At 68.7% G+C, this 25347-nt stretch carries 24 protein-coding genes; 12 read left to right on the top strand and 12 right to left on the bottom strand.

Features of this window, described 5'->3' with window-relative positions:
- Positions 1–73: 73 nt before the first annotated feature.
- The 8 genes from guaD to Q0A27_RS07845 all read left to right on the top strand — a co-directional run bounded on the left by guaD (position 74) and on the right by Q0A27_RS07845 (position 9114).
- The gene (gene guaD / locus Q0A27_RS07880) at positions 74–1444 is read left to right on the top strand and encodes a guanine deaminase (protein ID WP_291474502.1); all 1371 of its coding nucleotides are present in this window, start codon (positions 74–76) and stop codon (positions 1442–1444) included.
- A complete protein-coding gene (locus tag Q0A27_RS07875) occupies positions 1441–1929 on the top strand; it encodes a 2-oxo-4-hydroxy-4-carboxy-5-ureidoimidazoline decarboxylase (RefSeq protein WP_291474501.1) in 489 nt (162 codons plus the stop codon). Before guaD ends, Q0A27_RS07875 begins: the two co-directional genes overlap by 4 nt.
- A 34-nt stretch (positions 1930–1963) precedes the next feature.
- Positions 1964–2332, top strand: a complete 369-nt coding sequence (gene uraH, locus Q0A27_RS07870; RefSeq protein WP_291474500.1) for a hydroxyisourate hydrolase — start codon at positions 1964–1966, stop codon at positions 2330–2332.
- 16 nt (positions 2333–2348) lie between these two features.
- Positions 2349–3332, top strand: a complete 984-nt coding sequence (locus tag Q0A27_RS07865; protein WP_291474499.1) for a MoxR family ATPase — start codon at positions 2349–2351, stop codon at positions 3330–3332.
- Positions 3333–3342: 10 nt separating this feature from the next.
- Positions 3343–4440, top strand: a complete 1098-nt coding sequence (locus Q0A27_RS07860) for a DUF58 domain-containing protein (protein WP_291474498.1) — start codon at positions 3343–3345, stop codon at positions 4438–4440.
- The gene (locus Q0A27_RS07855) at positions 4440–6716 is read left to right on the top strand and encodes a DUF3488 and transglutaminase-like domain-containing protein (RefSeq protein WP_291474497.1); all 2277 of its coding nucleotides are present in this window, start codon (positions 4440–4442) and stop codon (positions 6714–6716) included. The genes Q0A27_RS07860 and Q0A27_RS07855 overlap by 1 nt, the downstream gene beginning before the upstream one ends.
- A gap of 115 nt (positions 6717–6831) precedes the next feature.
- Positions 6832–8616, top strand: coding sequence for an acyl-CoA dehydrogenase (locus Q0A27_RS07850; protein WP_291474496.1), 1785 nt, complete (start codon positions 6832–6834; stop codon positions 8614–8616).
- Positions 8617–8640: 24 nt separating this feature from the next.
- Positions 8641–9114 (top strand): MaoC family dehydratase, encoded by a 474-nt coding sequence (locus Q0A27_RS07845; RefSeq protein ID WP_291474495.1) that lies wholly within the window; start codon positions 8641–8643, stop codon positions 9112–9114.
- A gap of 12 nt (positions 9115–9126) precedes the next feature.
- Here Q0A27_RS07845 and Q0A27_RS07840 read toward each other — a convergent pair whose 3' ends face one another.
- Complete coding sequence (locus tag Q0A27_RS07840) at positions 9127–10218, bottom strand: FAD-dependent oxidoreductase (RefSeq protein WP_291474494.1); 1092 nt, start codon at positions 10216–10218, stop codon at positions 9127–9129.
- A gap of 248 nt (positions 10219–10466) precedes the next feature.
- On the opposite strand from Q0A27_RS07840, the gene Q0A27_RS07835 reads away from it, so the two are divergent.
- Positions 10467–10916 carry an NUDIX domain-containing protein gene (locus Q0A27_RS07835; protein ID WP_291474493.1) on the top strand — a complete coding sequence of 150 codons (450 nt, stop codon included), beginning with the start codon at positions 10467–10469 and terminating at the stop codon, positions 10914–10916.
- Between the two features lie 31 nt (positions 10917–10947).
- Here the strand turns inward: Q0A27_RS07835 and Q0A27_RS07830 are convergent, their stop codons facing one another.
- On the bottom strand, positions 10948–11931 hold the full coding sequence (locus Q0A27_RS07830) for a nitronate monooxygenase family protein (RefSeq protein WP_291474492.1): 984 nt from the start codon (positions 11929–11931) through the stop codon (positions 10948–10950).
- A 128-nt stretch (positions 11932–12059) separates the two neighbouring features.
- On the opposite strand from Q0A27_RS07830, the gene Q0A27_RS07825 reads away from it, so the two are divergent.
- Positions 12060–12347, top strand: coding sequence for a helix-turn-helix domain-containing protein (locus Q0A27_RS07825; protein ID WP_367273313.1), 288 nt, complete (start codon positions 12060–12062; stop codon positions 12345–12347).
- Here Q0A27_RS07825 and Q0A27_RS07820 read toward each other — a convergent pair.
- The 10 genes from Q0A27_RS07820 to Q0A27_RS07775 form a co-directional block, all read right to left on the bottom strand.
- Positions 12331–12924: an ATP-dependent Clp protease proteolytic subunit gene (locus tag Q0A27_RS07820; RefSeq protein WP_291474491.1), complete on the bottom strand. Its 594-nt coding sequence runs from the start codon at positions 12922–12924 to the stop codon at positions 12331–12333. The two genes, Q0A27_RS07825 and Q0A27_RS07820, sit on opposite strands and share 17 nt — an antisense overlap.
- A 2-nt stretch (positions 12925–12926) precedes the next feature.
- Positions 12927–13556: a ClpP family protease gene (locus Q0A27_RS07815; protein ID WP_291474490.1), complete on the bottom strand. Its 630-nt coding sequence runs from the start codon at positions 13554–13556 to the stop codon at positions 12927–12929.
- 95 nt (positions 13557–13651) lie between these two features.
- On the bottom strand, positions 13652–15058 hold the full coding sequence (locus Q0A27_RS07810; protein ID WP_291474489.1) for an amidohydrolase family protein: 1407 nt from the start codon (positions 15056–15058) through the stop codon (positions 13652–13654).
- A gap of 389 nt (positions 15059–15447) precedes the next feature.
- Positions 15448–16110 (bottom strand): pyridoxamine 5'-phosphate oxidase family protein, encoded by a 663-nt coding sequence (locus Q0A27_RS07805; RefSeq protein WP_291474488.1) that lies wholly within the window; start codon positions 16108–16110, stop codon positions 15448–15450.
- Positions 16107–16886 (bottom strand): creatininase family protein, encoded by a 780-nt coding sequence (locus Q0A27_RS07800; RefSeq protein ID WP_291474487.1) that lies wholly within the window; start codon positions 16884–16886, stop codon positions 16107–16109. The genes Q0A27_RS07805 and Q0A27_RS07800 overlap by 4 nt, the downstream gene beginning before the upstream one ends.
- Entirely contained in the window at positions 16883–18295 is a 1413-nt protein-coding gene (locus Q0A27_RS07795; protein WP_291474554.1) for an FAD-binding oxidoreductase, read from the bottom strand. Before Q0A27_RS07795 ends, Q0A27_RS07800 begins: the two co-directional genes overlap by 4 nt.
- Positions 18296–18323: 28 nt before the next feature.
- Positions 18324–19520, bottom strand: a complete 1197-nt coding sequence (locus Q0A27_RS07790; RefSeq protein WP_291474486.1) for an ABC transporter substrate-binding protein — start codon at positions 19518–19520, stop codon at positions 18324–18326.
- A 48-nt stretch (positions 19521–19568) separates the two neighbouring features.
- On the bottom strand, positions 19569–20477 hold the full coding sequence (locus Q0A27_RS07785; RefSeq protein ID WP_291474485.1) for an ABC transporter permease: 909 nt from the start codon (positions 20475–20477) through the stop codon (positions 19569–19571).
- Positions 20474–21175, bottom strand: coding sequence for an ABC transporter ATP-binding protein (locus Q0A27_RS07780; RefSeq protein ID WP_291474553.1), 702 nt, complete (start codon positions 21173–21175; stop codon positions 20474–20476). Before Q0A27_RS07780 ends, Q0A27_RS07785 begins: the two co-directional genes overlap by 4 nt.
- Positions 21176–21305: 130 nt before the next feature.
- Positions 21306–22628 (bottom strand): amidohydrolase family protein, encoded by a 1323-nt coding sequence (locus Q0A27_RS07775; protein ID WP_291474484.1) that lies wholly within the window; start codon positions 22626–22628, stop codon positions 21306–21308.
- Positions 22629–23099: 471 nt separating this feature from the next.
- Between Q0A27_RS07775 and Q0A27_RS07770 the strand changes: the two genes are divergently transcribed.
- Together Q0A27_RS07770 and Q0A27_RS07765 are read left to right on the top strand one after the other, a co-directional pair.
- Complete coding sequence (locus Q0A27_RS07770; RefSeq protein ID WP_291474483.1) at positions 23100–24068, top strand: PDR/VanB family oxidoreductase; 969 nt, start codon at positions 23100–23102, stop codon at positions 24066–24068.
- Positions 24065–25345: an amidohydrolase family protein gene (locus Q0A27_RS07765; protein ID WP_291474482.1), complete on the top strand. Its 1281-nt coding sequence runs from the start codon at positions 24065–24067 to the stop codon at positions 25343–25345. Before Q0A27_RS07770 ends, Q0A27_RS07765 begins: the two co-directional genes overlap by 4 nt.
- The last annotated feature ends 2 nt before the right edge of the window (positions 25346–25347 follow it).

The raw sequence follows: 25347 nt of genomic DNA, 5'->3' as shown, positions 1-25347 counted from the left end.
GATCGCCCACGGGGCGTGAGCGGGCATCACACCGCCCAGCCCCTCTGCGACCCCATTCCCCAGGAGAATCCCCGTGGACATCCACCTCGGTCACGTCGTCACCCCGCAGGACGCGACCTCCACCAACACCTCGCCCAGCACCCCCGAACTGCTCGACATCCCGAACGGCGCCGTCGTCGTCGACGGCTCCACCATCGTGGCGGTGGGGGAGGCGTCCGACATCCTGGGCGCCTACCCTGACACTGCCTTCCTCGACCACGGCGACGCACTGATCATCCCCGGCCTCGTGGACTGCCACGTCCACTACCCGCAGATCGGGATGATCGCCTCGCCCGGCGAGCAGCTGCTCGACTGGCTCGACCGCTACACCTTCCCCGCCGAAGCCCGCTTCGCCGAGAAGGCCCATGCCGAGGCCACCGCGGAGTTCTTCACCGACCAGCTGCTCCGCAACGGTGTCACCACCGCCCTGGTGTTCTCCACGGTCCACGCGCACAGCGTGGACGCCCTGTTCACGGCCGCGCAGCGTAAGGACCTGCGGATCATCACGGGCAAGATGTGCATGGACCGCAACGCCCCGGCCGACCTGCTCGACACCCCCGAGTCCGCCGTCGCGGACAGTAAGGCACTCATCGACCGCTGGCACGGGACCGGACGCCTGGAGTACGCCATCACCCCGCGCTTCGCACCGACCTCCTCGGACGCCCAGCTCCGGGCCCTCGGTGAGCTCGCCGCCGACCACCCGGACGTCGTCATCCAGACCCACCTCGCCGAGAACACCGCCGAATGTGACTGGGTGGCAGAACTGTTCCCGCAGGCAACCGACTACACCGACGTCTACGACCGCGCCGGTCTGGTCCGGGAACGCGCCGTCTTCGGCCATGCGGTCCACCTCAGTGACCGCGAACTCACCCGTCTCGACGAGGCCCGGGCCTCGCTGGCACACTGCCCGACCTCGAACAATTTCCTCGGCTCCGGACTCTTCCCGCTCAAGGACATCCGCAGCAAGGTCCCGGACCTGCGCATCGGTTTCGGCTCGGATGTCGGCGCCGGCACCTCGCTGTCCCCGCTGGCCACGGCGGGGGAGGCGTACAAGGTCTCCCGTCTCCTCGCCAGCTCCACCGGCTCCGCCCCGCTGACCGCCGCCGACCTGCTGCACCACTCCACCCTCGACGGTGCCCGTGCCCTCGGGGTGGACGCACACGTCGGCAGCATCACACCGGGGAAGGACGCCGACCTCGTCATCCTCGACCCGGCAGCCGGCACTGCCACGTCCGGGACACCCGCCGATCCCGTCCTCGCCCACCGTGCCGCACGGTGCACCACCACCGAGGAGCTCCTCTTCGCCTGCCTCATGCTCGGCGACGACCGGACGGTCGCGGGGGTGGTGGTCAACGGCACGCTGGTGGGGACGCCGGGTGCGGGGATGGCTACGATGGCGCCATGACCACGTTCACCCTCGCCGACTTCAACGACGCCCCGGCCGCCGACGTCACCCCGGAACTGGAGGCCGTCTTCGGTTCCGCTCCGCTGGCCGTCTCGGTGGCGGACGCCCGCCCGTTCACCTCGGTCGACGCACTCGTCGACGCGGCGTCCTCCCTGCTTGCGGCCCAGCCGGAGTCGGAGGTCCTGGCGGCGGTCAACGCCCACCCCCCGATCGGCGGCAGCGTCTCCGCCGGCTCCCGGTCCGCCTCCGAGCAGGCGGGTGCGACGGAGTCCGCCGACCTGGACGCCGTGCGTGAGCTCCAGCCGACCTACCGGGAGCACTTCGGCTGGAATTTTCTCATCAAGGCCGCCGGTCGGTCGAGTGCGGAGATCCGGGCCGAGCTGGAGCGACGGCTCACCGTCGACCCGGCCGAGGAGTGGCTGTTCAGCATCAGCCAGCTCGACGCCATCAACGGACTGCGCCTGCGCGGCACCGTCACTGAATAACACCGAGCAGTACACACCCACAAGGAGCACCATCATGAGTCTGTCCACGCACTGCCTCAACACCACCACCGGTCTGCCCGCCCAGGGTCTGCAGGTCGAGCTCGTCAAGCTCGAGGTCACCGACCACGGCCCGGACGTCACCGCCGAGCCGACCGTCCTGGAGTCCGCCACGACCGACGCCGACGGCCGGTACCGTTTCACCGTCGACCCGGCCCCGGGCACCTACCGCCTGCGGTTCCACACCGGTGACTTCCTCGCCGCCGCCGACACCGCCACCCTTTACCCGTGGGTGGACATCACCTTCACTGTCGAGGACCCCGAGGTGGACCCGGCGACCCCTTCCCACCTGCACATTCCGCTGCTGCTGAACCCCTTCGGCTACTCCACCTACCGCGGATCCTGAGGGGGAGGACGCGTCGATGAACGACACCACCGGCACCACCGGCACCACTGACGCCGCCGTCACCGCGGTCCGCGATCTCGCCCACACCCTGCACACCTCCCTGGCGCAGGTCCTCAAGGGCAAGACCGCGGCGATCGACGCCGTCATCACCACCCTGCTCGCCGGCGGTCATGTCCTGTTGGAGGACGTCCCCGGTGTCGGCAAGACGACCCTGGCGACCGCCCTGGCCGGTTCGGTGAATGCCGAGGTCAGGCGCATCCAGTTCACCTCGGACATGCTGCCCACCGACGTCACCGGTGTGACGGTCTACGACGACGAGGCCCAACGCTTCCAGTTCCACCCCGGCCCCGTCTTCACGAACTTCGCCGTGGGTGACGAGGTCAACCGTGCTTCGCCGAGGACGCAGTCCGCCCTGCTGGAGGCGATGGCCGAACGCCGCGTCACCGTCGACGGCACCACCCATGACCTGCCGGACCTGTTCATGGTCATCGCGACCCAGAACCCGCAGGACATGGCCGGGACCTTCCCGCTGCCCGAGGCGCAGCGTGACCGGTTCATGACCCGCATCTCGCTGGGGTACCCGGAGCCGCAGGCGGAGATCGACATGGTGCTCTCCCACGGTGCACGGCGTCCTGAGGAACTGGTGCGCAGCGTCGTCGGTGTCGACGACGTCCTCGCCGCGCAGCGTGCGGTCCGCGACATCGCCGTCGGCGAGCCGGTCGCCCGCTACCTGGTGGACATTGTCTCGGCGACGCGGCGACACCCCGACATCGCCCTGGGCGCCAGCCCGCGTGCCACCCTGCACCTGATCCGGGCGGCCCGGGCACGTGCGGCGATGCAGGGCCGCGGCTTCGTGATCCCGGATGATGTCGCCCACCTGGCGGCCATGGTGCTGCCGCACCGTCTGTCGCTGCGGGGACGCTTCGCCACCGTCGGCGACGCCCACTCCACGGCGGTGAATCTCGTCTCCCGGATCGTCGCCTCGACCGGGCTGCAGTGACGGGTCGGCGATGAGGGCGAAGCGAAAGACCCTGCCGGTCGCGCTCACCGGGCGTGGGTGGGGCTTCCTCGTCTGCACCGTGATTCTCGTGGTGCTGTGGCGCGTCCTCGAACTCCAGGATCTGCGCTACCTCATGGTGCTTCCCGCGGTGATGCTGCTGCTCTCCCTGCTGTTCGTGCTGGTGGTGCCGCCGCTGGCACAGATGCGCACCGAGGTCGACGTGCCGGACACCACCCCGACCGTCGGCGGTGGTGTGGCTTGTTCCGCGACGGTCGTCCAACGCCTGCCGCTCAAGCTGCACACCCGGGTGCTGTGGCTCTTCGGCGACCGCGCTGTCCGACAGAACGCCACAGTCGCCCGGACCCCGGTCGATTCCCAGGTGAACTTCCGTGCCCGGCAGCGTGGTGTGCAGTGGACCGGTATCGCCGGGCTCGTCCTGCCGGACCCGTTGGGCCTGGTTGTCCGCCGGATCCGGGTGGACGCCGGGCGTGACCTCCTCGTCCTGCCCCGTCCGCTCGACGGTCTGCCCGAGGAGATCCCCGGCCCGCTGCCGGCCCGCTCCGACGACGGTGACGGCGCCGCCGTGGACTACTCGGCGGTGTCCGGCATCCCAGCCGGTGTGCTGCGTGAGTTCCGCACCGGGGACGCCGTGCGTCAGGTCCACTGGAAACAGAGCGCCCGACTGGGAAAATTGCTGGTCAACCAGTACGACGCCCCCGATCTGAAGGACGCGACCGTGCACTTGGTCACCGATGCCGACTGCTACAGCTCTGAGGTGTCCTTCGAGGCGGCGGTCTCGGCGACGGTCACTGTCGCCGACCGGCTGCTCGAGGAGGGCTACCGGGTGCTGCTCACCTGCGGTGACCGCCCGGTCGAGGCCTGCGGACACGGCGACGAGGTGCGCCGCGTCCTCGCGCTCGTCAGCACCACGGACACTGCCGGGGACACGCCCGGGGACGCGCTGGTGGTCCCCGCCGATGTGATCGTCACCGGCACCGTCACCCGCGGTCTCACCGACCGGATGAGGGGCGCCGGAGATAATGGAGCCACCGGTGAACTCGTCGTCGTGGAGGACCTCGCCCTGAACACCCCGGAGGCGCGTCGCTGATGGCCGCCCCGACCAGAGCTTTCCGACCCCGGCTTCTGATGGCCGGCGTCCTCATCACCCTGCTGTGCGCCGTGGTCCTGCAGTCGATGGACCTCATCTTCCACGTCGGTGCGTGGCAGTGGCAGATCCTCCTGATCTTCGCGGTGACCGTTCTCCCTGCGACCGTCGTGGCCTCGGTCCTGCCGCCACGCCGGGAGACTCTCGCCCTGGTCAGCGGCGCCTCGGCCGGCGCGGTGACGTGGTTCGTCCTGCTCATCGGCACCGGGCGTGCGGGGGAGTGGCTACGCCACCCGGTCGACATGTTCGACCAGGCGGCGCAGGTGGTCAACACCGCGGCGACACCCTTCGACCCCGCCGGTCCGGTCGGTGACCTGCTGCTGCTCATGGGCCTGATGCTGGGGATCGCGGCGTCCTCCCTGCTGGTCGGGGTAGGTGCACCGTTCGCCACCGGCGGTTTCCTGTCCCTGCTGCTGCTCGCGCCGGTCGCCGCGACGGGTGTGGTCGTCGACCGGTCGCTGATCATCGCGGCCGGCGTCCTGCTGGTGCTCCTGGCCTGGACCGCCGCGCCCCGGATCTCGGTGCCAGGCCTGACGATGGCGGCACTGGCCGGCGTCATCGCGGTAGGTGTCGTCGCCGCGATGCCGGACGCCACCGACCGCGTCTGGAACCCGGCGGTGGTGAAGTCCCCGGTGAACAGCACCGTGCCGGACGTCACCGTCTCCCTGGCCGAGGACCTGCAGAAACGCAGCGGGTCCCGCGTCTTCAGCTTCGAGACCGCGACCCCGGGAGCGCACTACTTCACGCTGGCCACCCTCGCCGACTTCGAGGACGGGCGCTGGACCCCGAAGGAGGACGCCAGGGAGGACGGCGCCGTCAGCCTCGATGAACCCCGGTCGGCACAGACACCGCCGGGCCTGCAGTCGACGACGGTGACGATGGACGGGCTGCGCAGTGAATGGCTGCCGCTGCCGCAGTCGGCGTACCGGGTGGTTCCCACCGAGGAGAGGCCGGAGGACCGGAGTGACTTCGAACCGGACAAATGGACCTGGATGACGGACTCCGCGACCGCGAAGGCGTCGAAGGCCGTGACCCGCGACGGTGACCTGTACACCGTCGAATCGGTGCCGCTGGTCTCCAGCAGGCTCGGCGAGGTGGACCTCGGTGCCCTGGCGGCGTCCGGTGTGGACACCGGAACGATCGACCAGGCGTCCTACCTGGAACTTCCGGGAGAGATGCCGACCTCGCTGCGCGATGCCGCGAACGAGGCGGCCGGGGGAGTGACAGACCGGATCCAGGCCGGGTACGCGCTCGAGAACTGGTTCCGCACCAGCGGTTTCAGCTACGACGACTCGGTCCCCTACGACCCCGGGGCGGAGGGACCGTATTCCGTCATGGAGTCCCTGCTGACCCAGCGCTCCGGGTTCTGCGTGCACTATGCCTCGACCTTCACCGTCATGGCGCGTGAGCTGGGTATCCCCGCCCGCATGGCGGTGGGGTACGCGGCCCGGACCAATGCTGAGGGCCCGACGAACGTGAAGGCACGGGAGCTGCACGCCTGGCCGGAGATCCTCGTCGACGGCATCGGCTGGGTCGCCTTCGAGCCGACGCCGGGTGGTCCCGGTGGCCTGGAGGTTTCCGCGGAAGGACAGCCCGCCGAGGAGACTCCGGCTGAGGAGACCCCGGAACCACCGGAGCCCTCGGAGGAACCGCCGGCCGAGTCCGAGACCCCCTCGGAGACCCCGGAACCACCGGAGCCCTCAGAGCCCTCAGAGCCCTCTGCGATCCCGCAGCCCGAGGAGATGCCGGAGGATCCGGCGTCCCCGGAGATTGATGAGGAGGATTCCGGGTTCACGATCCCGCTTCCGGTGCTGGTGGCGGTAGGTGTGGTCCTGCTGCTCCTGGCTCCGGCGCTGGTGCGGTGGCTGGTGGGCCGGTGGCGTCGCCGTGGCATCACCTCCGGCGGTCACCCGGCGCAGGACGCCTGGTCCGAGGCCACCGCGAAGGCCACGGACCTCGGGCTGAGCCCGGCGTCGGGAGACCTGCGGGCCCGCACGCCCGAGGCCTGGGCCGAGCAGCTCGGCGGTGACCAGGTGCAGGCGCTGGCGTCCGCGGCCTCAGCGGAGCGTTTCGGTGGCCGGGACTACTCGGACTCGCGGGAGGACCTGCGCGGACTGTTGGACGGTGCGGTCGAGGACCTGTCCGGACGCGGCAGTCGGGTCACCCGGGTGCTGGCGGTGCTGGTGCCGCGGTCACTGTTCCGGCGACGAGGACTGTGAGGCGTTGACGATCCGCCGGTGAACGGCAGGGGAGTCGGGTATGTTGGGTCAGGTAATGTAATGAATCACAGTTCAGAACAGCCGCCCTGACCCTGGACCGACCCCGAGGAGTCACATGGACACCCGAGAATCACTGATCCTCGACGCCACCGACATCAACTTCTGCCTCTACGACTGGCTCGACGCAGAATCCCTCACCGGCTTCGACCGCTTCGCCGAGCACAGCAGGGAGACCTTCGACGGCCTGCTGGACCTCTCCCGGCAGCTCGCCGAGGACCTCTTCGCACCGCACAACCGCACCGGTGACCTCAACGAACCGACGCTCGTCGACGGCAAGGTGCAGCTCATCGACGAGGTGAAGCCCGCCCTCGACGCCTTCGCCGAAGCCGGTCTGCTCTCGGCGACGATGGACGGGAAGCACGGTGGCTTCCGCCTGCCCGCACTGATCTACCGGGCGGCCTTCCTCTGGTTCCAGGCGGCGAACCTCGGCACCGTGTCCTATGCGCTGCTCACCACGGGTGCGGCCAACCTCATCAGTACCCACGCCACCGAGGAACTCCAGCAGAAGTTCCTGCCTCCGATGCTCGACGGCCGCTGGTCCGGCACGATGAACCTCTCCGAACCCGGCACCGGCTCCGCTCTCGGCGACCTCACCACCTCGGCGACGAAGCAGGATGACGGCACGTACCGCGTCCGCGGCGACAAGATGTGGATCTCCGGCGGCGACCAGGAGGTCACCGAGAACATCGTCCACCTCGTCCTCGCCCGCACCGGTGGTCCCGGTGTGAAGGGGCTGTCCCTGTTCATCGTGCCGAAGTGGCTGGAGAACCCCGGCGAACCGGGCTGCTTCACCGAGCGCAACGGCGTCAGCCTCGTCGGCATCAACCACAAGATGGGCTACCGCGGCACGGTGAACACCGCGCTGAACTACGACGACGCCGTCGGCTACCTCATCGGTGAGGAGGGCAAGGGCCTGTTCTACATGTTCCACATGATGAACGAGGCGCGCATCGGCGTCGGCGCCGGTGCGACAGCCCTCGGCGTCACCGGCTTCCTGCACTCCCGTGACTACGCCCGCGGACGCATCCAGGGCCGCCCGCTGGACGCCAAGGACCCGAAGACCCCGGCCGTGCCGATCATCCGTCACGCCGATGTGCGCCGCATGCTGCTGGAGCAGAAGGCCTACGCCGAAGGTGCGGTCGCGGTGGTCCTCTATACCGCGAAGGTGCTCGACGAGTCCGTGGCGGCGTCCTCCCCGGAGGAGAGAGAGGCCGCCCACCTGCTGCTGGAGGTGCTCACCCCGGTGGCGAAGTCCTGGCCGTCGCAGTGGTGTCTGGAAGGCAACAGCCTGGCGATCCAGGTCCTCGGCGGCTCCGGCTACACCCGCGACCACCCGGTCGAGCAGTTCTACCGCGACAACCGGCTCAACCCGATCCACGAGGGCACCCACGGCATCCAGGGCATCGACCTGCTGGGACGCAAGGTCCTGCTCAGCGGCGGCTCCGGTTTCCGCGACCTGCTCGGCCGGATCACCGCGACCTGCGACGCGCTGGCGGACAGTCACCCGGAACTCGCCGATCCGCTGCGGTCCCGCGCCACGCGCCTCGCCGAAGCCACCGCTACTGTCTGGGAGGACAAGGACGCCGGCACCGCCCTGGCCAACGCGACGATGTACCTCGAGGCCGCCGGCGACATCGTCGTCGCCTGGCTGCTCGCCGACCAGGTCCGTGCCCTGGGGGAGAGGAACGGTACCGGAGAAAGCGCCGACAGTTTCGCTGAGTCGAAGCTGCTCACGGCGTCTTTCTTCATCGACCACCTGCTGCCCCGGGCGGACGCCCGGCTCGACCTCGTCGCCTCGAAAGACCGGCGGCTCCATGACCTCGACGACTCACTTATCTGACCTTTCAACCACCCGGGAGACTCCATGCGCAGCTTCACCAGCACCGAGGAACTGACCGCCGCGAAGGGCGAGGACCTCGGCGTCACCGACTGGACCACCATGACCCAGGAGCGGGTCAACACCATGGCGGACGCCATCGACGACCACCAGTGGATCCACGTCGACAAGGAGCGGGCGGACGCCGGCCCCTTCGGCGGACCCATCGCCCACGGCTTCCTCAGCCTCTCGTACCTGCCGACCCTGGCCGGGGAGACCTTCGACTTCTCCGCCTGGCCCGCACTGATCAACTACGGGCTGAACAAGGCGCGCTTCCCCGTCCCGGTGCACGTCGGCGACCGGATCCGCGCCCACGCCCTGCTCGCCGATGTCACCCCCAAGGGTTCCGGCACGCTGGTCACCCTTGAGCTCACCCTGGAGATCGACGGTGGGGACGGCACCGTGAAGCCCGGCGTCCTCTGCGAGTTCCTCGTGCTGCTGCTCGGGGAACCTTCGGCCTGATCAGCGGCTGACCTACAGTGCGTCCACCATCTCCGCGACGCGCTCGGCGGTGCCCCAGCTCAGGGTCACGCCAGCTCCGCCGTGTCCGTAGGCGGCGATGACCGGGATGTTCACCTCGTCGGTGTCGACCTGCTCGATGCGCAGGGTGGACCGGGAAGGACGCAGCCCTGCGCCGTGACCGAGGATCGGCAGCTCCTTCAGTGCCGGGACCAGGGCCTCTGCCCGGGCGAGGATCGCTTCGGCGGTCTCCGCGTCCGGATCCTCGTTCCAGTTCCCGACCTCGGCGACACCACCGACGACGATGTCGTCCACGCGGGGGAAGATATAGGTCATGTTCGCCGGATCATCGTCGTCGACGTACCAGTCGGTGAGGACGGGGCCGCTGTCTCCTGTCCCGTTCGCGTCTCCTTCTTCTCCTTCGTCATCGTCGGTGCCGTCGTCGGTGCCGTTGGCGAAGACGATGACCTGCCCGCGGACCGGAGTGATCTCGTCGTCCCCACCCAGCAGCTCACCGCCACGGATGCCGGCGCAGATCACGACCGCCTCCGGGGGAGCGGTGTTGTAGGAGCCTGTGACCAGCAGTTCGAGGGATTCCACCGTCTTCCACCGGAACGCCACACCGGCGATCCGGCAGGAGTCCATGAGCCAGGCCAGGTAGGTCGGGGTCATGATCATCGGCAGGGTCGTCTCGACACCCCGCTCGGTTCCTCGTGTACCTTCCCGCTCGACCTCGGTCACGGCGTCCTCGCCGAGAACGTCGGTGACGGTCGGGACCCAGGAGCGGTCCGGCGGGTCGAGGCGCTCACGGAGGAAGCCGCGGCGCATCTCGACCGGGGCGATGTCGTCGGTGACGTCATCCGCGCCCCCGGACTGCGCGGCCTCGGCCTGGTCTGCCAGCTCGACGAACCTGATCAGGGAGCGCTTCTCCAGTTCAGGGGCATTCTCGACAGTGACGTCGTAGGGGAACCAGAGTGCGCCGGCGCGGGCGGAGACGGTGTCCCCGGGGCCGTGGTCGGCGACGACAGTCACCTCATGACCGGCTCCGGCGAGTTCAAGGGCACAGGACAGGCCGGTGACGCCGGCCCCGATGACGGTGATGCGCATGGTCCACAGCCTAGGCGTTCGGCTCGGGACGCTGGCAGGGCATGTCGGCAACACGCAGCGTGAGGTCGCTCACGAGGGGTCCCAGACAGCCTCAGACTGCGTGATGCCTACATGCCCTGGTGCGACGTCGTAGGCTGGCCCGCATGAGTGAGCGTACGGATACAGCGCAAGGCTCCACGTCAGCCTGAGCCACCACATCCTCGCAGTTCGCCTACGGGAATCCGTGGATCCGGGTCCGTGAGGACGAGGTGGTGCGTCCCGATGGTGCCGACGGCATCTACGGTGTCGTCGAACTACGCAACCCCGCAGTCATCATCATCGCTCTCGACGAGGACGACCGCGTCCTCATGGTCGATATCGACCGGTGCACCGTCGGGAGATCCCTCGAGGTGGTCTCGGGCGGCACAGACGGGCAGGACGCTCTGGCGGCCGCACGTCGGGAACTGCTGGTGGAGACCGGGTTCGAGGCGGACGAGTGGACGCAGACCGGAACGATGAACGCCCTCAACGGGATCTGCGTCGCACCGGAGACGGTGTTCATCGCCCGCGGCCTGCGGGCGCAGTCCGGTTCTGGTGGCAGTGAGGGCACTGTTGGCGATGGTCGGCACCGTTATCACCGACGGGGAGACCATCGCCGCACTCGGCATGGCTGCGGTACACCTCGGAAAAATCCGGGGAGAATAAGGCAGCGTCAGTGAAGTCATGCCTCCCCGGCGGGCCGGCGTAGAGCTACAGCTGCCGGACACGCACCTTCTCGTCGAACGCGTCCACCGCGGCCCGGAACTCGTCCTTGAACTGTGCGATGAGGTCCGCGGCGGGCTGGATCCCGGTGATGGAGCCGATGCCCTGGCCGCAGCCCCAGATGTCTTTCCACGCCTTGGCGTCGTTCCCGCCGCCGGAGCCGAAGTTCATCTTCGAGGGGTCGGATTCCGGCAGGTTGTCCGCGTCCAGGCCTGCCTTCTCGATGCTCCCACGCAGGTAGTTACCGTGGACACCGGTGAACAGGTTGCTGTAGATGACGTCGGAGGCGTTGCTGTCGACGATCATCTGCTTGTAGTCGTCGACGGTGTTCGCCTCCGGGGTGGCCAGGAACGGCGAACCGATGTAGGCGAAGTCCGCGCCGGCGGCCAGGGCGGCGAAGATGGAGCGCCCGTGTGAGATCGCCCCGGACAGCAGCAGTGGGCCGTCGAACCACTGGCGGATTTCGTTGAGCAGCGCGAACGGCGACTGGCTGCCCGCATGTCCGCCGGCTCCGGCGGCGACGGCGATGATGCCGTCCGCTCCGCCTTCAACTGCCTTCTGTGCGTGGCGGTTCTTGATCACGTCGTGCAGGACGATGCCGCCGTAGGAGTGGACAGCCTCGTTGATCTCCGGGACGACACCGAGTGAGGTGATGACGATCGGTACCTTGTGCTTCACGATCGTCGCCATGTCCTGCCGGAGGCGGTCGTTGGAGTGGTGGACGATCTGGTTCACCGCGAACGGCGCGACCACGGCGTCGGGATTCTCCTCCTGGAAAGCGGCGATGCCTTCCTCGATCCGGGTGAGCCACTCGTCCAGCTTCTCGGCGGGGCGCGCATTGAGCGCCGGGAAGGAACCGATGATCCCGGACGTGCACTGCGCGATGACGAGCTCCGGGGAGGACGCGATGAACATGGGGGACGCCACCACGGGCACGGACAGCGGTGACTGCAGAACGGGAGGAAGTGGCACGGAGGGCTCCTTGGTTGACTACATCGATGAAGGTGAGCCTATCCGTACCGGTCCCGGTCTGCACTTGTTTTCAGGGAGACACCCCGGCATGTCCGCAGTACGCGCCCTGAGGTCGTTGGCGAGGGGGCTTGAGCGCCCTCAGGCTGCGTGATGCCGACATCCTCCTGCCACGGCACCGCACCGCCAGGAAAGAACGTCTCAGGGACACCGCCGACCGTGCCGGGATCTCGCCGCAGTACCTCTCTGAACTCGAACGGGGCATGAAGGACCCGTCGTCGGAGATGCTCGAGGCGGTGGCCGGGGCACTGGGGAAGTCCTCCTTCGAGCTCACCCGTGGCGCGATCCGGTCCTGGGCGCCGACGTCCCCTGCCACGACCACCGGCACCGGCGGGGCCGTCCTCATGTGCGCTGCGTGAGCACCCTGTCGACGATCCCGTAGTCGACCGCGGCATCCGGGGCGAGCACCAGCTGCCGCTCCGTGTCCTCCCTGACCTGGTCCGCGGTGCGACCGCAGTGGGACGCCAGCACCGACTCCTGCAGCCGACGGATCCGCTCCATCTCCTCGGCCTCGATGATGAGATCCGGAATGGTGCCGCGTCCTCCCTCGGTGACGGGTGCGGCCAGGACCACCCGCCCGTGGTGCAGGATCGCGCGGTGGCCCGGCGTACCGGCGGCCAGCAGCAGTGCAGCAGACGCGACAGCCTGGCCGACACAGGTCGTCTCCACCTGCGGCCCGATGAATTCCATGCAGTCGACGATCGCCATCGTCGCCGACAGCGAACCGCCGGGGGAGTTGATGTACAGCGAGACCGGGGCGTCCGCGCTCTCGCTCTCCAGGTGCAGCAACTGCGCAATGACCGCGTTCGCCACGCCGTCATCGACGGGTGTGCCCAGGTAGACGATGCGTTCATCGAGCAGGCGACTGTAGATGTCGACCGTCTTCTCACCGGTCGGGGTGGAGGTGGTGACATAGGGGATCGGGTAGCTGGTCATGGTCACGCCCCCAGCCCGAGCCGGGAACGGCGGGCGGTGAGTGCGCCGGGTCCGATGAGGAATTCCAGGTCAGGCACGATGTGGTCGATGAATCCGTACTCCTTCGCCTCCTCGGCGGTGAACCAGCGGTCGCGCAGCGAGTCCCTGGTGACCTGCTCGAGCGGGCGTCCGGTGTCGTCGGCGATGCAGCCGAGCACGGTATCGCGGGTATGGGCGATGTCCGCAGCCTGGATCTCGATGTCCTGTGCGGTGCCGCCGATCCCGCCGGACCCCTGGTGCAGCAGCACCTTGGAGTGTGGCAGGGCGTAGCGCTTGCCCGGCGTCCCGGCTGACAGCAGGAACTGGCCCGCACTGTAGGCCATACCGAGGTTGACGGTGGCGACGTCGTTGGGGATGCCGCGCAGACAGTCGCGGATGGCGAGCATCCCCGGCACCGAGCCGCCGGGGGAATTGATGAGCAGGGCGATGTCCGCCTGAGGATCACGGGCAGACAGGAGCAGGACCGAGGCGCAGAGTCGGTTGGAGGTGTCCTGTTCGAGGGCGTCGCCGAGGACGACGGTGCGTCGTTCGAAGAGGTCGCGGTAGATCTCGGCGTCCAGGATTCGGGTGGGGTCGGGTGTGTTCTCTGACATGGCGTCCACCCTGCGACCTGGGAGGACGCGCCGACAAGGCCATGCTGCCTGGAGCGGATCCGCTGTCAGCGGATCACCCGCCCCGGTAGGGATGCTCAGTACGCCGGGGTGAATCCGCCGGCGACGGCGGAGCGGACCATGCCCTCGTCGGCGGCCCGGTTGACTTCGTCGTAGGTCACGCCGTCGGCACCGGTCACACCACCGGGCAGGTCCGCGTCGAAGGCGACCTTGCCGCCGACGTATACCCGGCGCAGGTGTCGCAGCCCGCAGGCCAGAACGTAGGTCGCCACCGGGTCCCACACCGGACCGGTCGCCGGGTGCCGCGGATCGACGACCACCAGGTCGGCGTACTTGCCGACCGTCAGCGAACCCACCTTGTCCGCCACTCCGATCGAGGATGCCGAGCCCAGGGTGTGCAGGTGCAGCACCTGGTCCACTGACATGATTGAGGCGTCCGAATGGACCGCACGCTGGGTGAACAGTCCGGTGCGCATGTTCTCGAAGGGGTCGGAGGTGTCCGTGCAGGACTGGTCGTCGACACCCATACCCACGGTCACGTCCTTCGCCAGCAGCCCGGTGATGTCGGCGATGCCGGAGCCGAGCCGTCCGTTGGACATCGCCTGCCACACCACCGATGTGCCGGACTCCACCACCCGGTCCACCATCCGCTCGGTCGGGTGGACGAAGTGCCCGAAGGCGAAGTCGGTGCCGAGCACACCGGCGTCGTCGTACCAGTCGAACTTCGCCTGCTGGATCTCGATCTGCTCGGCGGTCTCCACGAAGTGTGCCTGGTTGGTGATCGCCCACTTCGCCATCAGCTCCTTCTCCAGCTCGGCGGTCCGTCGGCCGGACGCCCACTGCACCGCGCCGTAGACGGAGCCGCCCAGGTTCAGCGCCGGGGTCTTGGCGTCGATGGTGGTCAGGTGGGACATCGCGGCGTCGAATCCGGCGACGGCGTCCGCCTCGGGAAGCTGCTCGTCGTCGACGCGTACCGAGGTGACGAACCGGATACCGGCGTCCGCCACGCCGTCGATCTGGCGGGTGACGAAGTCCGGGTCGTGGACCTTCACCGCCTTCAGCGTGGAGGATGCGTAGTCGAACCGGCACACCACGCGCGACTGGGTGAAGTTGTAGACGCTGGTCACACCCGCGGCGAGGTGGTCGAGTCCACCGGCGCGGGAGAGCCAGTACATGATCTCCGGGTCTGCCTCGGCGAGCATCGCGGAGTTCTGCGTGACCCAGGTGTACAGCGGTTCGGTGTGGGCGATGCCGCGCATGCCGCCGGTGTAGATGTGGCTGTGCGCGGAGATGTACCCGGGTGCGAGGAAGGCGCCCTCGACGTTGACGAGGGTGTCGGCAGCTTCGATGGTCGCCTGGTCCGGTGCACCTTCACCGAGACCGCTGATGCGTCCTTCGTCGTCGACGGAGAGCCAGCCGCGGAACCAGCGGGGCTGGGCGGGGTCGACGGGGATGATGACGGCGTCGGTGAAGAGCGTGCTCATGGCAGATGGAACCTCCTGGGTCCGGCTGGGGTCAGTGACATGTCAGTTGACGGTCAGTCGGCGGTGTGCAGGAATGCTCTCTTGTGCCCCTCCTGCGCTTGCCGACGGGGAAAGGCAACGGTCGTGCACCGCGGCTATGTGGTTGTCCGTGCTCGTTCTTGCTCGTTCTTGCTTGTTCTCGCTGACTGTGACGAGGCTACGGGCCGGGAGTTTCCGGCACGTTTCCCGGCAGTCACGGAGCGTCATGGAGCGTCACGGGGCGTCAGGGGGCGTCAGGGGGCGTCACGGAGCAGGTGTCGGCATCACGCAGCCTGAGGTCGCTGCGGGCCATGTCAGAACAGCCTCACACTGCGTGATGCGGACATGGCGACGGGTGGTCCGAGGTGGATTCAGCCCGGGAGCACCTCAGTGGTCCAGCCGTTCACTGAATTCTCAGCGCACACATAGTGCACCCGCTGCGAGGGCCCGTCACTGTCGGCGGTCCAGAACAGGTACTCCCGGGGGACCACGGCGAAGCCGGCCCAGGTCTCCGGCGGACAGGACGCCAGGTCAGGGTTTTCAGCGCTGAACTGCGCCCACTCCCGGTGCCGTTCCTCCGCCGGCTTCTCGGCCAGGTCCCGGTCGCTGAGCCAGGCGAGCAGCTGCAGGTAGCGGGAACGCGCAGCGAAAGCCTCCGCCTCCTCGCCCGGTGTCGACCGGACAGCGTCTCCCACAACGGTGACCTGCTTCGACCGGTCGGCGGCGAGAACGGTGAGCGAGACCTTCGGGTTCGACTCCAGATGCCGCACCTTCTCCGAGTGTGAGTCGGTGTGGAAGAAGATCTGGCCGGCGTCCGTCCGGCTCACCATGACATTCCGGGTCCGCGGGTAGCCGTCGGGACCGACCGTGGCAAGCGTCATGAGCACCGGCGGTACCTCCGAGAGGTCTGTGGACGTCGGCGGCCAGGTCAGCCCGGCGTCCTCGGCGATGAGGGCGCGGAACTCCACCATCCAGGCGTCGAACAGGACGGCGGGGTCAGCGGTCTGGTCCATGACACCCACGCTAGTGCTCATGACAGGTTCCCCGGGTTGAAGGTCAGGATCTCCGGCACCGCATCCAGTACGGAGGCGACGTAGTCCTCGAAGAGCTGCTCACCGACCTCAGCCGACGCACCCGTCGGATCGCCGACGACCCCGGACGCATCGAAGTCAGTGGACAACCACCCGAACTTCACCGCCTTCCCGAATCCGACATGGTCGCAGGACGCCACGGCAGTCGCAGGTTTCGGCCCCAACGCCGCAGCGGCGTCCATGTCCACCAGCGACGGTGCGACATGCAGCATCATCGAGGTCTCCGACCAGCCGGCGTGGATGCCCAAGCCGCATTCCGTCTCGCCCGGGGTCGGTGGAGAAGAGACCAGGAAAGTCCGCAGGTCGAAGCGTCGACGCAGTTCACGCAGGGCGACCTCCAGCAGTGCGGAGTTGCCGCCGTGCCCGTTGACGAAGAGCACCCTGCGCACCCCGGCGGCGGCCAGCGACCGGCCGAGATCCACCAACGTGGCGAAGAGCGTGGGCGCGGACAGCCACAGCGTCCCCGGCAGCGCAGCGTGCTCATCGGACTTGGTGATCGACAGCGACGGCAGCAGCCACAGGTCATGCCCGGCGGCCACGGCACGGGACACCACCGTGGACGCCACGGCCTCGGCCATCACCAGGTCAGTGGACATCGGCAGGTGCGGTCCGTGGGGCTCCACGGCACCGACCGGCACCACGGCCAGGGAGGACGCGGTAATCACCCGGCCCACCTCCGCGGTCGTGAGATCGGCCCAGCGACGGGATGCGGTACTCACATCCACCTCCCGGGGTTGAGCAGGCCGTACGGGTCGAAGTCCGCGGCCAACCGGCGCACCCGCTCAGGCTCCAGGTCGATGTACCACTGGTGCGGGGAGTGCACGGACACCCCGAGTGCCTCCAGCTGCGGCACGCCGGCGGCTATCCGTTCCCGCACCGTCCCGATGGATTCTCCGGGCAGGACCGGCCCGTTGAGCATGCCGAACATCATGTCGTTGCCGACCTCCAGGTGGAAGTTCGCCCGCTGCGCGGTCCCGTCGTCGCCGGTCACCGAGTACACGTCGAGCACCTCCTCGAACCGGTCGACGACCGCCGTGCCCTGGCACTCCATGTGGAACCATCGGCCCGGCTCCTTCTTCTGCAGCCACCACGTCGGGTGGTTGTAGGACAGTGTCGAGAGCTTCACGGACGCAGTGACCCCGGTGCGGGACGCCTCCATGCGTCCACCGCGGTCCGCGACGATCGCCTCGAACTCCGGCAGCCGCGAGACGTCGAGAATGCCGCGCACACTGCCGCGACCCGGCACCAGCGCCTCGTCATCGGGCAGGGCGGCGACGATGTCGGGACCGTCGGCGGACATCAGCCGGGGCTGCAGCCGCGCCCGCATCACCGCGGTCGCCGCGGCGAAGGCCGAGGACCGGTCGGGGAAGGACGCGTAGACCGACCGCCAGTCACCCAGCGGTTCGACCTTCACCGTCGCCCGGACGATGACGCCCGCCACCCCGTAGGTGTGTACGTAGGGTTGGGCGTCCTCACCCTCGAGGTGGATGATCCGGGCGTCGGCGGTGGCGGGCACGATGTCGACCGCGGTGACGAAGCCCTCGTGGTTGCGGCCGTGGACGATGGTGCCGGTGCCGGCGGAGCCGCCACCGAGGAACCCTCCGAGCGTGGACTGCACCGTCGAGGGGTACATCCACAGCTGCTGACCGTGCTCCTGGGCGTAGCTTTCCAGCGAGAGCATCTTCGCCCCGGCGTCGGCGGTGACCGTGCCGGCCTCCGTGTCGATCTCGTGGATGGTGGTCAGTGAGGTCATGTCCAGCACCAGCCCGCCGAACCGGGGCAGCACCTGCCCGTAGTTGCCGGTGCCCTTGCCACGCGTCGTCACCGGCACGCCGTGGCGCACCGCGGCGCGCATGATCTCCGGCACCTCCTCGGCGGCCCGCGGGTAACAGACCACATCGGGGACGCTGAGTTCCCCGGCGTCCAACTGCGCGGTGATCACCGGGGACATGCCCGATCCGTCGCGGGACGCCCGGTCGACCGCACGCGGCAGCTGGGAGACACCACGGGGGCCGAGCACCGCGATGAGGTCGTCGACCAGGGCGTCGACGTCCGTGGGCGAGAAGTCGGGGCGTCCGGAGTCATCGGCGACGGCGAAGAGATGGCCGACGTCGGTGCTGACCTTCACACCCTCGTGCACTGCCTGGCTCACCGGATCACCCCAGCGCGATCGACGGGTCGAGGAATTCGTTGGTGGCGATCTCGTCCATCGTGATGCCGTCCTTCACCGGGGTGTTCTGCTCGGCGAAGATGGGGGTCAGGATGTCGACGAGTTCCTCGAGGCGGGCGTCCTCGAAGGAACCGAGGGTGCCGTCGGCGCCGTTGGCGACCAGTCCCTCGTCACGCATCTTGGCCACGCCGTAGTCGGCGTTCGCCTGGTCGTAGACCCAGCCGGAGTTGAAGTCGGCGACGGACTGGACGACGAGGTCGTTGGCGGCCGTCGGGTCCTCCATGTAGTCCTTCGTGCCGCGCTGCAGCACCGGGATGAGTTCCTTGAGACAGTCGGCGTTGTCGTCCTTGGCGTCGGCCCGTACGGCCAGTGAGGACTTGTAGGTCGGGAAACCGGCGTCGTGGATGAGCTGGTAGTCCACGGGCTTCTTCCAGCCGTCGATGGTGTTCTCGTAGTTGTAGGGCTCCGAGGAGGAGTAGCCCTGCTGAGCTTTTTCGCCACCGGCGGCGACGAAGGTGGCGGGTGCACCGTCGTAGGATTCGTCGATCTGCGACTCGTCGAGGATGCCCGCGCCGGTGAGGTACTTGATGTAGGACATGTCGGCGAAGGTCAGTACGGTCGCTCCGGTGTCCTTGAGGTCGGCGATGGAGTGCACGTCCGGGTAGGTCTCCGGGTCCCACATGATCATCTGCGGTGACTTCTCCAGTGTCGTCATGACGCCGACGGTGGGCATGGCGTCCGACTGCTGGATGGTCTGGTCGGTGTCGACGTAGCCGAGGAGAATGTCCTGGTCCTGGTACATCTGCGAGGTGACGGACTGGTTGCCGATCGCCGGGCCACCGGAACGGATCTCCAGGTCGACACCGGTGTAGCCGTTGTCGCCGTCGAACAGCGGGCCGGAGACGGTCTTCTTGTCCGCGTCGATGGTGACGGCGTCCTTGCCCTCGCCGCCGTAGTTGAGCTGCTGGTAGAGGTGGCCGTGCTCGGCCTCGGGGAACCAGTCGGTCTGGACGGTGACGGTGGACGGGCAGACGGCCGAGAGGTCGGTCGATCCGATCTCGCCGTCGTAGGAGGACGCGGCGGAGGTGCTGTCGTCGCCACCGCAGGCGGCGAGGGAGACGGCGGTGGTGGCGACGAGAGTGGTGGCGGCGAGAGTACGGAAGGCAGAGACGGTGTACTTCATGGTGGGGGGCTCCTGTCAGGAAACGTGCGGGGAAACGTGCAGAAGGGACTACTTGCCGTACCAGCGGCCGACGACACGGTTGCTGATCAGGCCGAAGACGAGGAAGACGACGACACCGAGCAGGGACGCCAGGATGATCGCGGCGAACAGGTCCGGGGACTGCAGTCGCGAGCGGTAGTTGTCCAGCAGGACGCCGATGCCAGGTGTCCCCTGCTTGAAGAAGAAGTCACCGACGATCGCGCCGACGACTGCGAGGCCACCGGAGGTGCGCAGGCCGACGAAGATCGAGGGCATCGCGGCGGGCAGTTCGAGCTTGCGCAGGACGGTCAGTCGGGAAGGCTTGTGCAGGGCGAACAGGTCACGCATGCCGGGGTCGACGGACTGCAGACCGAAGAGGGTGTTCGAGACCATGGGGAACAGGGCGATGAGTACGCAGACGAAGACGCGCGCGGAGAAGCCGAAGCCGAACCAGAAGCCGATGAGCGGGACGAGGGCCAGCACCGGGATGCACTGGAGGAAGACGGCGTAGGGGAACAGGGCCGTTTCGGCGCGCTTCGACTGGGCCATGACGATCGCCCAGACGATGCCGACGACTGCGGCGATGAGCAGGCCGGTCATCGCGATCTTCGTGGTCTGCCACAGGGCCTGCCACATCTCGCCGGCGTTCGGGCCGAACAACCCTTCGGTGACGACCTGGTCGGGCGGTGGCATGAGGAAGCGTCGGGATTCGTCGAGGAAGACGTAGCTGACCAGGTACCAGACGGCGACGACGACGGCGAGGACGGCCAGCGGCAGCAGGACCGGGGCGTAGGGGATGTTGACTTTCCGCTTCGGCCGGCCGGGGGCGGGTGCGGAGCTGGCAGGGATCGCGGCAGCGGTGGTGGTGGCGGTGGAGACGGACACGGCGTCCTCCTTGGACGTGGTCTGTGCGGTGGGGGTGGGTGCAGTTGTCGTCATGAGTGGGCCGCCATCAGGGAGGTGGAGACCCGCTCGGCGATCGCGGTGAACTCCGGGGTGAAGCGCAGCTCGGGGCTGCGGGGGAAGTCGAAGGGCACGTCGACGACGTCGACGATGGTGCCGGGGCGGCCGGACATCACCGCGACCTGCGTGGAGATGAACACCGCCTCGCTCACCGAGTGGGTGATGAACAGGCCGCCGAAGCTCTTCTCCGCGAAGAGCTGGGTGAGTTCCACACCGAGACGTTCACGGGTGATCTCGTCGAGGGCGGCGAAGGGCTCGTCGAAGAGGAACAGTTCCGGCTCGATGGTCAGGGCGCGGGCCAGGGAGACGCGCATCTTCATGCCGCCGGAGAGCTGGTGGGGCAGGTGGTCCTCGAACCCGGTGAGCCCGACAGTCTCCAGCGCTTCGGTACAGCGCTGCTCCTGCTCGGCCTTCGGCAGGTGATCGAGTTCACCGAGGAGCATGACGTTGTCCTTCACCGAGCGCCAGGGCAGGAGGGTGGCGTCCTGGAAGACGTAGGCGATCCGGTCGGTGGAGGTGGACATCACGCCGTCGGTGGCTGTCTCCAGGCCGGACGCCAGGCGTAGCAGGGTGGATTTGCCGCAACCGGACGGGCCGACGACGCTGATGAACTCACCGGGGCGCACGTCGAGGGACACTCCGGTCAGGGCGGTCGTGCCGCCGTCGAATGTCATGCCGGTGCCGGTGAAACTGACGAGTGGGGTGGTCGGGTCGCTCCGGGTGGTCGGGGTACTCACGGGGGTTCTCCTTTTTCGCTTCAAGGTGCGGGGTCGGTCGCTGAGCTGCTCTGATGAGCCGTGAAGCTCAGCCGACCGGCCGGAGGTCGGGGAGGTGGGTGGTCAGGGTGGTCTGTGCGGCGAGGCGTCCGCCCGAGATGACGGTGCGGTCGGCCGGTGCCGCGGCGAGGAATGTCGCTGCGGTGGCGTGACCCGGGGTGTCCGGGGCGCGGATGCACAGCAGGTCGGCGGTCTGCCCGGGCACGGGGCCGGCCGGTGGCAGTCCCAGGGCGGCGCGGGCGCCGACGGTGACCAGGTCGATGGCCTGTTCCGGGGTCTGGTGCGCGGCGGTGACCAGCAGGGACGCGGTCTCGAGTGGATCGCCGCGGCCGGTCGGGTTGAAGGGGTCACGGATGTTGTCGCCGCCGGCGGCGACGGCGACACCGTGGTTGCGCAGGGCGGTGAGCGGGGCGATGCCCCGTCCCCGGGGACCGGGTGGACCGTCGCCGCCCTGCAGGTAGAGGTTCGTCGCCGGCAGGGCGATGACGTGGATCCCGGCGTCTTTCAGGGAGGACGCCGTGTCCGCGAGTTCCGCCCCATCCATCTGGGACAGGCGGCAGCAGTGGCCCGCGCCGCGGATCCGGTCGGCGGGCCAGCCGGTGACACGTTCGGCGTAGCGGTGGACGGTCTGCGTGCGATCACCGGCAGAACCGGCGAGGAACTCGTCGGTGTGCAGGTCACAGCCCACGCTCCGGGCTTCGGCGACATCGAGCAGGGTGTCGGTCTGGCCCAACGGATCCCCGGCAAGGTGCGGGGCACCGCCGACGAGGTCCGCTCCAGAGTCCAACGCGCCCAGGGTGAGCTCGGTGAGCTGGTCGTCCGGGGTGTGGGCGGGTACCAGGGCGACGATCTGGAGGGTCATCAGTCCGGTGAGCTCCTCCCGCAGCCGGGTCAGGGCACGGATGCCCCGGTAGGGGGCGTCGGAAAGGTCCGGCCCCTCGGCCGGGTAGACGTCCACATGGGTGCGCGCCGCGGTGGTGCCCTGGGCGAGCATCAGCCGGGCGGCGCATCGGGCCCGGTCGAGGATGTCTTCTTCGGTGAACCCGTCGGCGGCCGCCACCCACGAGGAGATGGCCCCGTCAAGGTCACCGGCCGGCGGGTTCACGAGGTCATGGCTCAGGGCCTTGTCCAGGTGGGTGTGCGGGTCGGCGGCGGCCGGGAATACGGTGTAGCCGTGCAGGTCCAGCCAGCTCCCGTCGACCGTCGCAGTGCGCATGCGGGACGGATCGTGGGGGAGGACCTCGGTGACGGTCGTGCCGTCGACAGTGATGTCCATCAGCTGACCGGTGGGGGCACCGTACAGCTGAACACCGGCGATGCCGTGGAGCTGTGCTCCCGGAATGACACTCATCGGACCCTCCTCTTCCGGGTCTTGAGGGTGACCGGTGCCGTGTCGGCGGTGTGCGTCCCGTGGTCATCGGTGGTGTCACATCACCGGCTGCACTGGTCGTTGCTACCGGACGCCGGGTGGCGACCGGGGAAGATCGACCATGACAGTCGGCGGTGTGCAGGAGTGCTCTCTTGTGTCCGTCGTCTGCGCCGGGCTGGGGCGGAGACGTTCAAGAACCGGACAACGGTCGTGCACCGCGTGGTTCGTCATGCAGGAGGTGAATCTACGGAGACCGTGTTTCCCGTCTGTTTCGGGTTCTGTTCACTACGGTGACGCTTCGGGAGCGTGGGGAGTATAAGGGTGCATCCATGTTTCTCCCGTGTTGCATATGCCATGACCTGCAGTGATGTGGTGCCATGTCGGCGGGGTCGTGCTACGGTGTGGCGTGTACTCGCCGGGCTGGGGCGGCACCGATTCTGTGAAGGTGAACCGATGCCCGCCTCTGTGCCCTCCCCTGTGTCACACCCGGTGACCGTGACCGCCCGACGCCCGCTCACCGACCGGGTCGACGAGTTCCGCCTCGAACCGTCCGCCCCCGGCGTCCTCCCCGGATGGACGCCCGGCGCCCACCTGGACGTCACCGTCCCCGGTGGGCTGCTTCGCCAGTACTCACTGTGCTCGGACCCCGCCGACCGCTCCGGTTACACCATCGCCGTGGACCGCGCCACGGACCCGCGTGAGAACGGGCACAGCGGGTCCGCAGCCCTCCATGACCTCGCCACGGTCGGCACGGAACTGCAGGTCGGGGAGCCGCGCAACCATTTCCCGCTGACCCGCGCACTGAACTACGTCTTCGTCGTCGGCGGCATCGGTGTCACGCCGATGATCGCGCTCGCCGCGCAGGTCGCGCGCTCCGACCGCCCGTGGCGGATGCTCTGCCTCGCCCGCACGGAGGACGCCATGCCCTACCTGCCGGAGCTGCGGTCCTCCTACGGGGACGCGGTGCGCTTCCACGGGTCAGCGGAAGGACGAGTCGACCTCGCCGCAGAGCTCGCCGACCTGCCCCGTGGTACCGCCGTCTACGTCTGTGGACCCGGCGCCCTGACCGACGGTGTCGCCGCCGTGGTCGCCGACCAGCCGGCGGTGGACGTCTTCACCGAACAGTTCACCGCGCCGGACATTTCGGGGGAGGCCACCTCGTTCGACGTGTCGCTGGCATCCTCCGGGGAGACCTTCACCGTGCCGGCGGACGCCTCGGTGCTGTCCGTGCTCGAGGAGCACGGCCGGTTGGTGGCGTCCTCCTGCCGGGAAGGTATGTGCGGGACCTGCGAGGTCGAGGTCGTCTCCGGGGAAGTCGACCACCGGGACGCGGTGCTGACCCCGGAGGAGCGCGCCGAGAACGAGTCGATGATGGTGTGCGTCTCCCGGTGTTTCTCCGGACGGCTGGTGCTGGACCTTTGAGTACCGTACTGCGCGGCGCGCTGACATCGGTGGGGGCGTCGTCCGATGTGGCCGTCGTCGACGGGGTGATCACCACTGTCCTGCCCACAGACGCCGAGAGCATCGACGTCTCCGGCTGTATCGTCACTCCGGGTCTGGTCAACGCCCACCACCACCTGCTGCAGTCCGCGTTCCGTACACTGCCCGGGACCCGCGGTGTGCGGATGGCCGAGTGGCTGTCGGTGATGGGACAGGCCTACCGCGGCTACGCCGTCGATCCGGAGCTCGGTGCCGCAGCGGCGTCCGTCGGTGTGGCGGAGTCCCTGCTGTGTGGGGTGACGACTGTTGCCGACCATCATCTGACCTGGCCTGACGGGGTATCTCCGGTGGATCTGGCCTGTGCCACGGCGACGGTGGCTGACGCTCTCGGCGCCCGGCTGTGCTTCGTGCGCGGCACCACCGGGGAGGACGCCGACGCCGTCGTCGACTCGGTCCGTGCCATCCACGCCTCCTTCGCTGCCATGGCCGGGGACCCGGTCGGACGCGGAACGCTGCAGCTTGCCGTCGGTCCCTCAGGCGCCCACACCGACGGGCCCGAGACCTTCACCGCCCTGCGCGACGTGGCCCGGGAACTCGGGCTGCTGCGCCGCACCCAGTCCAATGAACAGGTGGACGTCGAGCGTGCCGCCTTGACGTACGGGTGTCGGCCGCTGGACCTGCTGGCCGACTGGGGCTGGTTGGAACCGGGCGTCACGCTGGCCCACCTGTGCGGTATCACCGCCGCCGAGGTGGAGGTCGTGGCGTCCTCCGGGGTGACCGTGACCCACGCGCCGGGCTGCGATGTGCCGATGGGCTGGGGCGTCGCCCCGGTCGGCGACCTGCTCGACCACGGGGTGACCGTGGGCCTGGGAACTTCCGGCGGCGGTTCGAATGACGGCGGTCACCTTCTCGCCGATGCCCGACTGGCGGTGCAGGTCTCCGGGCTGACCGGGCGCGTCCTCACCGCAGAGGAGGCGTTGGGTATGGCGACCGCCGGCTCCGCCGCAGGGCTGGGTTGGCCTGAACTGGGCGTCCTCGATGCCGGGACACCCGCTGACCTGTGCGTCTGGGACTGCTCCGGGGTCGCCGACGCCGGTGTCCACGACTGGCCCGCGGGCCTGCTGTGGGCCACCCCCGGGCGGCGTCCTCGCGATGTCATGGTCGCCGGGGAATGGGTGGTACGCGACGGCGAACTGCTCACCGCGGATGCCGACCGGCTTGCCGCTGAACTGACTGAACTACTTGCTGAACGATCCTGAAA

Origin of the sequence: Corynebacterium sp. (assembly GCF_022712275.1) — a bacterium.
GTDB lineage: Bacteria > Actinomycetota > Actinomycetes > Mycobacteriales > Mycobacteriaceae > Corynebacterium.
Note: the sequence above shows the minus strand (reverse complement) of the source record. Positions and strands in the feature narration are given on the sequence as shown.

What these genes read in the sequence shown, in the direction of transcription:
- Q0A27_RS07875 (WP_291474501.1), top strand. Translation starts at nt 1,441, where the DNA reads ATGACCACGTTCACCCTCGCCGACTTCAACGACGCCCCGGCCGCCGAC.
- uraH (WP_291474500.1), top strand. Translation starts at nt 1,964, where the DNA reads ATGAGTCTGTCCACGCACTGCCTCAACACCACCACCGGTCTGCCCGCC.
- Q0A27_RS07865 (WP_291474499.1), top strand. Translation starts at nt 2,349, where the DNA reads ATGAACGACACCACCGGCACCACCGGCACCACTGACGCCGCCGTCACC.
- Q0A27_RS07860 (WP_291474498.1), top strand. Translation starts at nt 3,343, where the DNA reads ATGAGGGCGAAGCGAAAGACCCTGCCGGTCGCGCTCACCGGGCGTGGG.
- Q0A27_RS07855 (WP_291474497.1), top strand. Translation starts at nt 4,440, where the DNA reads ATGGCCGCCCCGACCAGAGCTTTCCGACCCCGGCTTCTGATGGCCGGC.
- Q0A27_RS07850 (WP_291474496.1), top strand. Translation starts at nt 6,832, where the DNA reads ATGGACACCCGAGAATCACTGATCCTCGACGCCACCGACATCAACTTC.
- Q0A27_RS07845 (WP_291474495.1), top strand. Translation starts at nt 8,641, where the DNA reads ATGCGCAGCTTCACCAGCACCGAGGAACTGACCGCCGCGAAGGGCGAG.
- Q0A27_RS07840 (WP_291474494.1), bottom strand. Translation starts at nt 10,218, where the DNA reads ATGCGCATCACCGTCATCGGGGCCGGCGTCACCGGCCTGTCCTGTGCC.
- Q0A27_RS07820 (WP_291474491.1), bottom strand. Translation starts at nt 12,924, where the DNA reads ATGACCAGCTACCCGATCCCCTATGTCACCACCTCCACCCCGACCGGT.
- Q0A27_RS07815 (WP_291474490.1), bottom strand. Translation starts at nt 13,556, where the DNA reads ATGTCAGAGAACACACCCGACCCCACCCGAATCCTGGACGCCGAGATC.
- Q0A27_RS07810 (WP_291474489.1), bottom strand. Translation starts at nt 15,058, where the DNA reads ATGAGCACGCTCTTCACCGACGCCGTCATCATCCCCGTCGACCCCGCC.
- Q0A27_RS07805 (WP_291474488.1), bottom strand. Translation starts at nt 16,110, where the DNA reads ATGAGCACTAGCGTGGGTGTCATGGACCAGACCGCTGACCCCGCCGTC.
- Q0A27_RS07790 (WP_291474486.1), bottom strand. Translation starts at nt 19,520, where the DNA reads ATGAAGTACACCGTCTCTGCCTTCCGTACTCTCGCCGCCACCACTCTC.
- Q0A27_RS07785 (WP_291474485.1), bottom strand. Translation starts at nt 20,477, where the DNA reads ATGACGACAACTGCACCCACCCCCACCGCACAGACCACGTCCAAGGAG.
- Q0A27_RS07780 (WP_291474553.1), bottom strand. Translation starts at nt 21,175, where the DNA reads ATGACATTCGACGGCGGCACGACCGCCCTGACCGGAGTGTCCCTCGAC.
- Q0A27_RS07775 (WP_291474484.1), bottom strand. Translation starts at nt 22,628, where the DNA reads ATGAGTGTCATTCCGGGAGCACAGCTCCACGGCATCGCCGGTGTTCAG.
- Q0A27_RS07770 (WP_291474483.1), top strand. Translation starts at nt 23,100, where the DNA reads ATGCCCGCCTCTGTGCCCTCCCCTGTGTCACACCCGGTGACCGTGACC.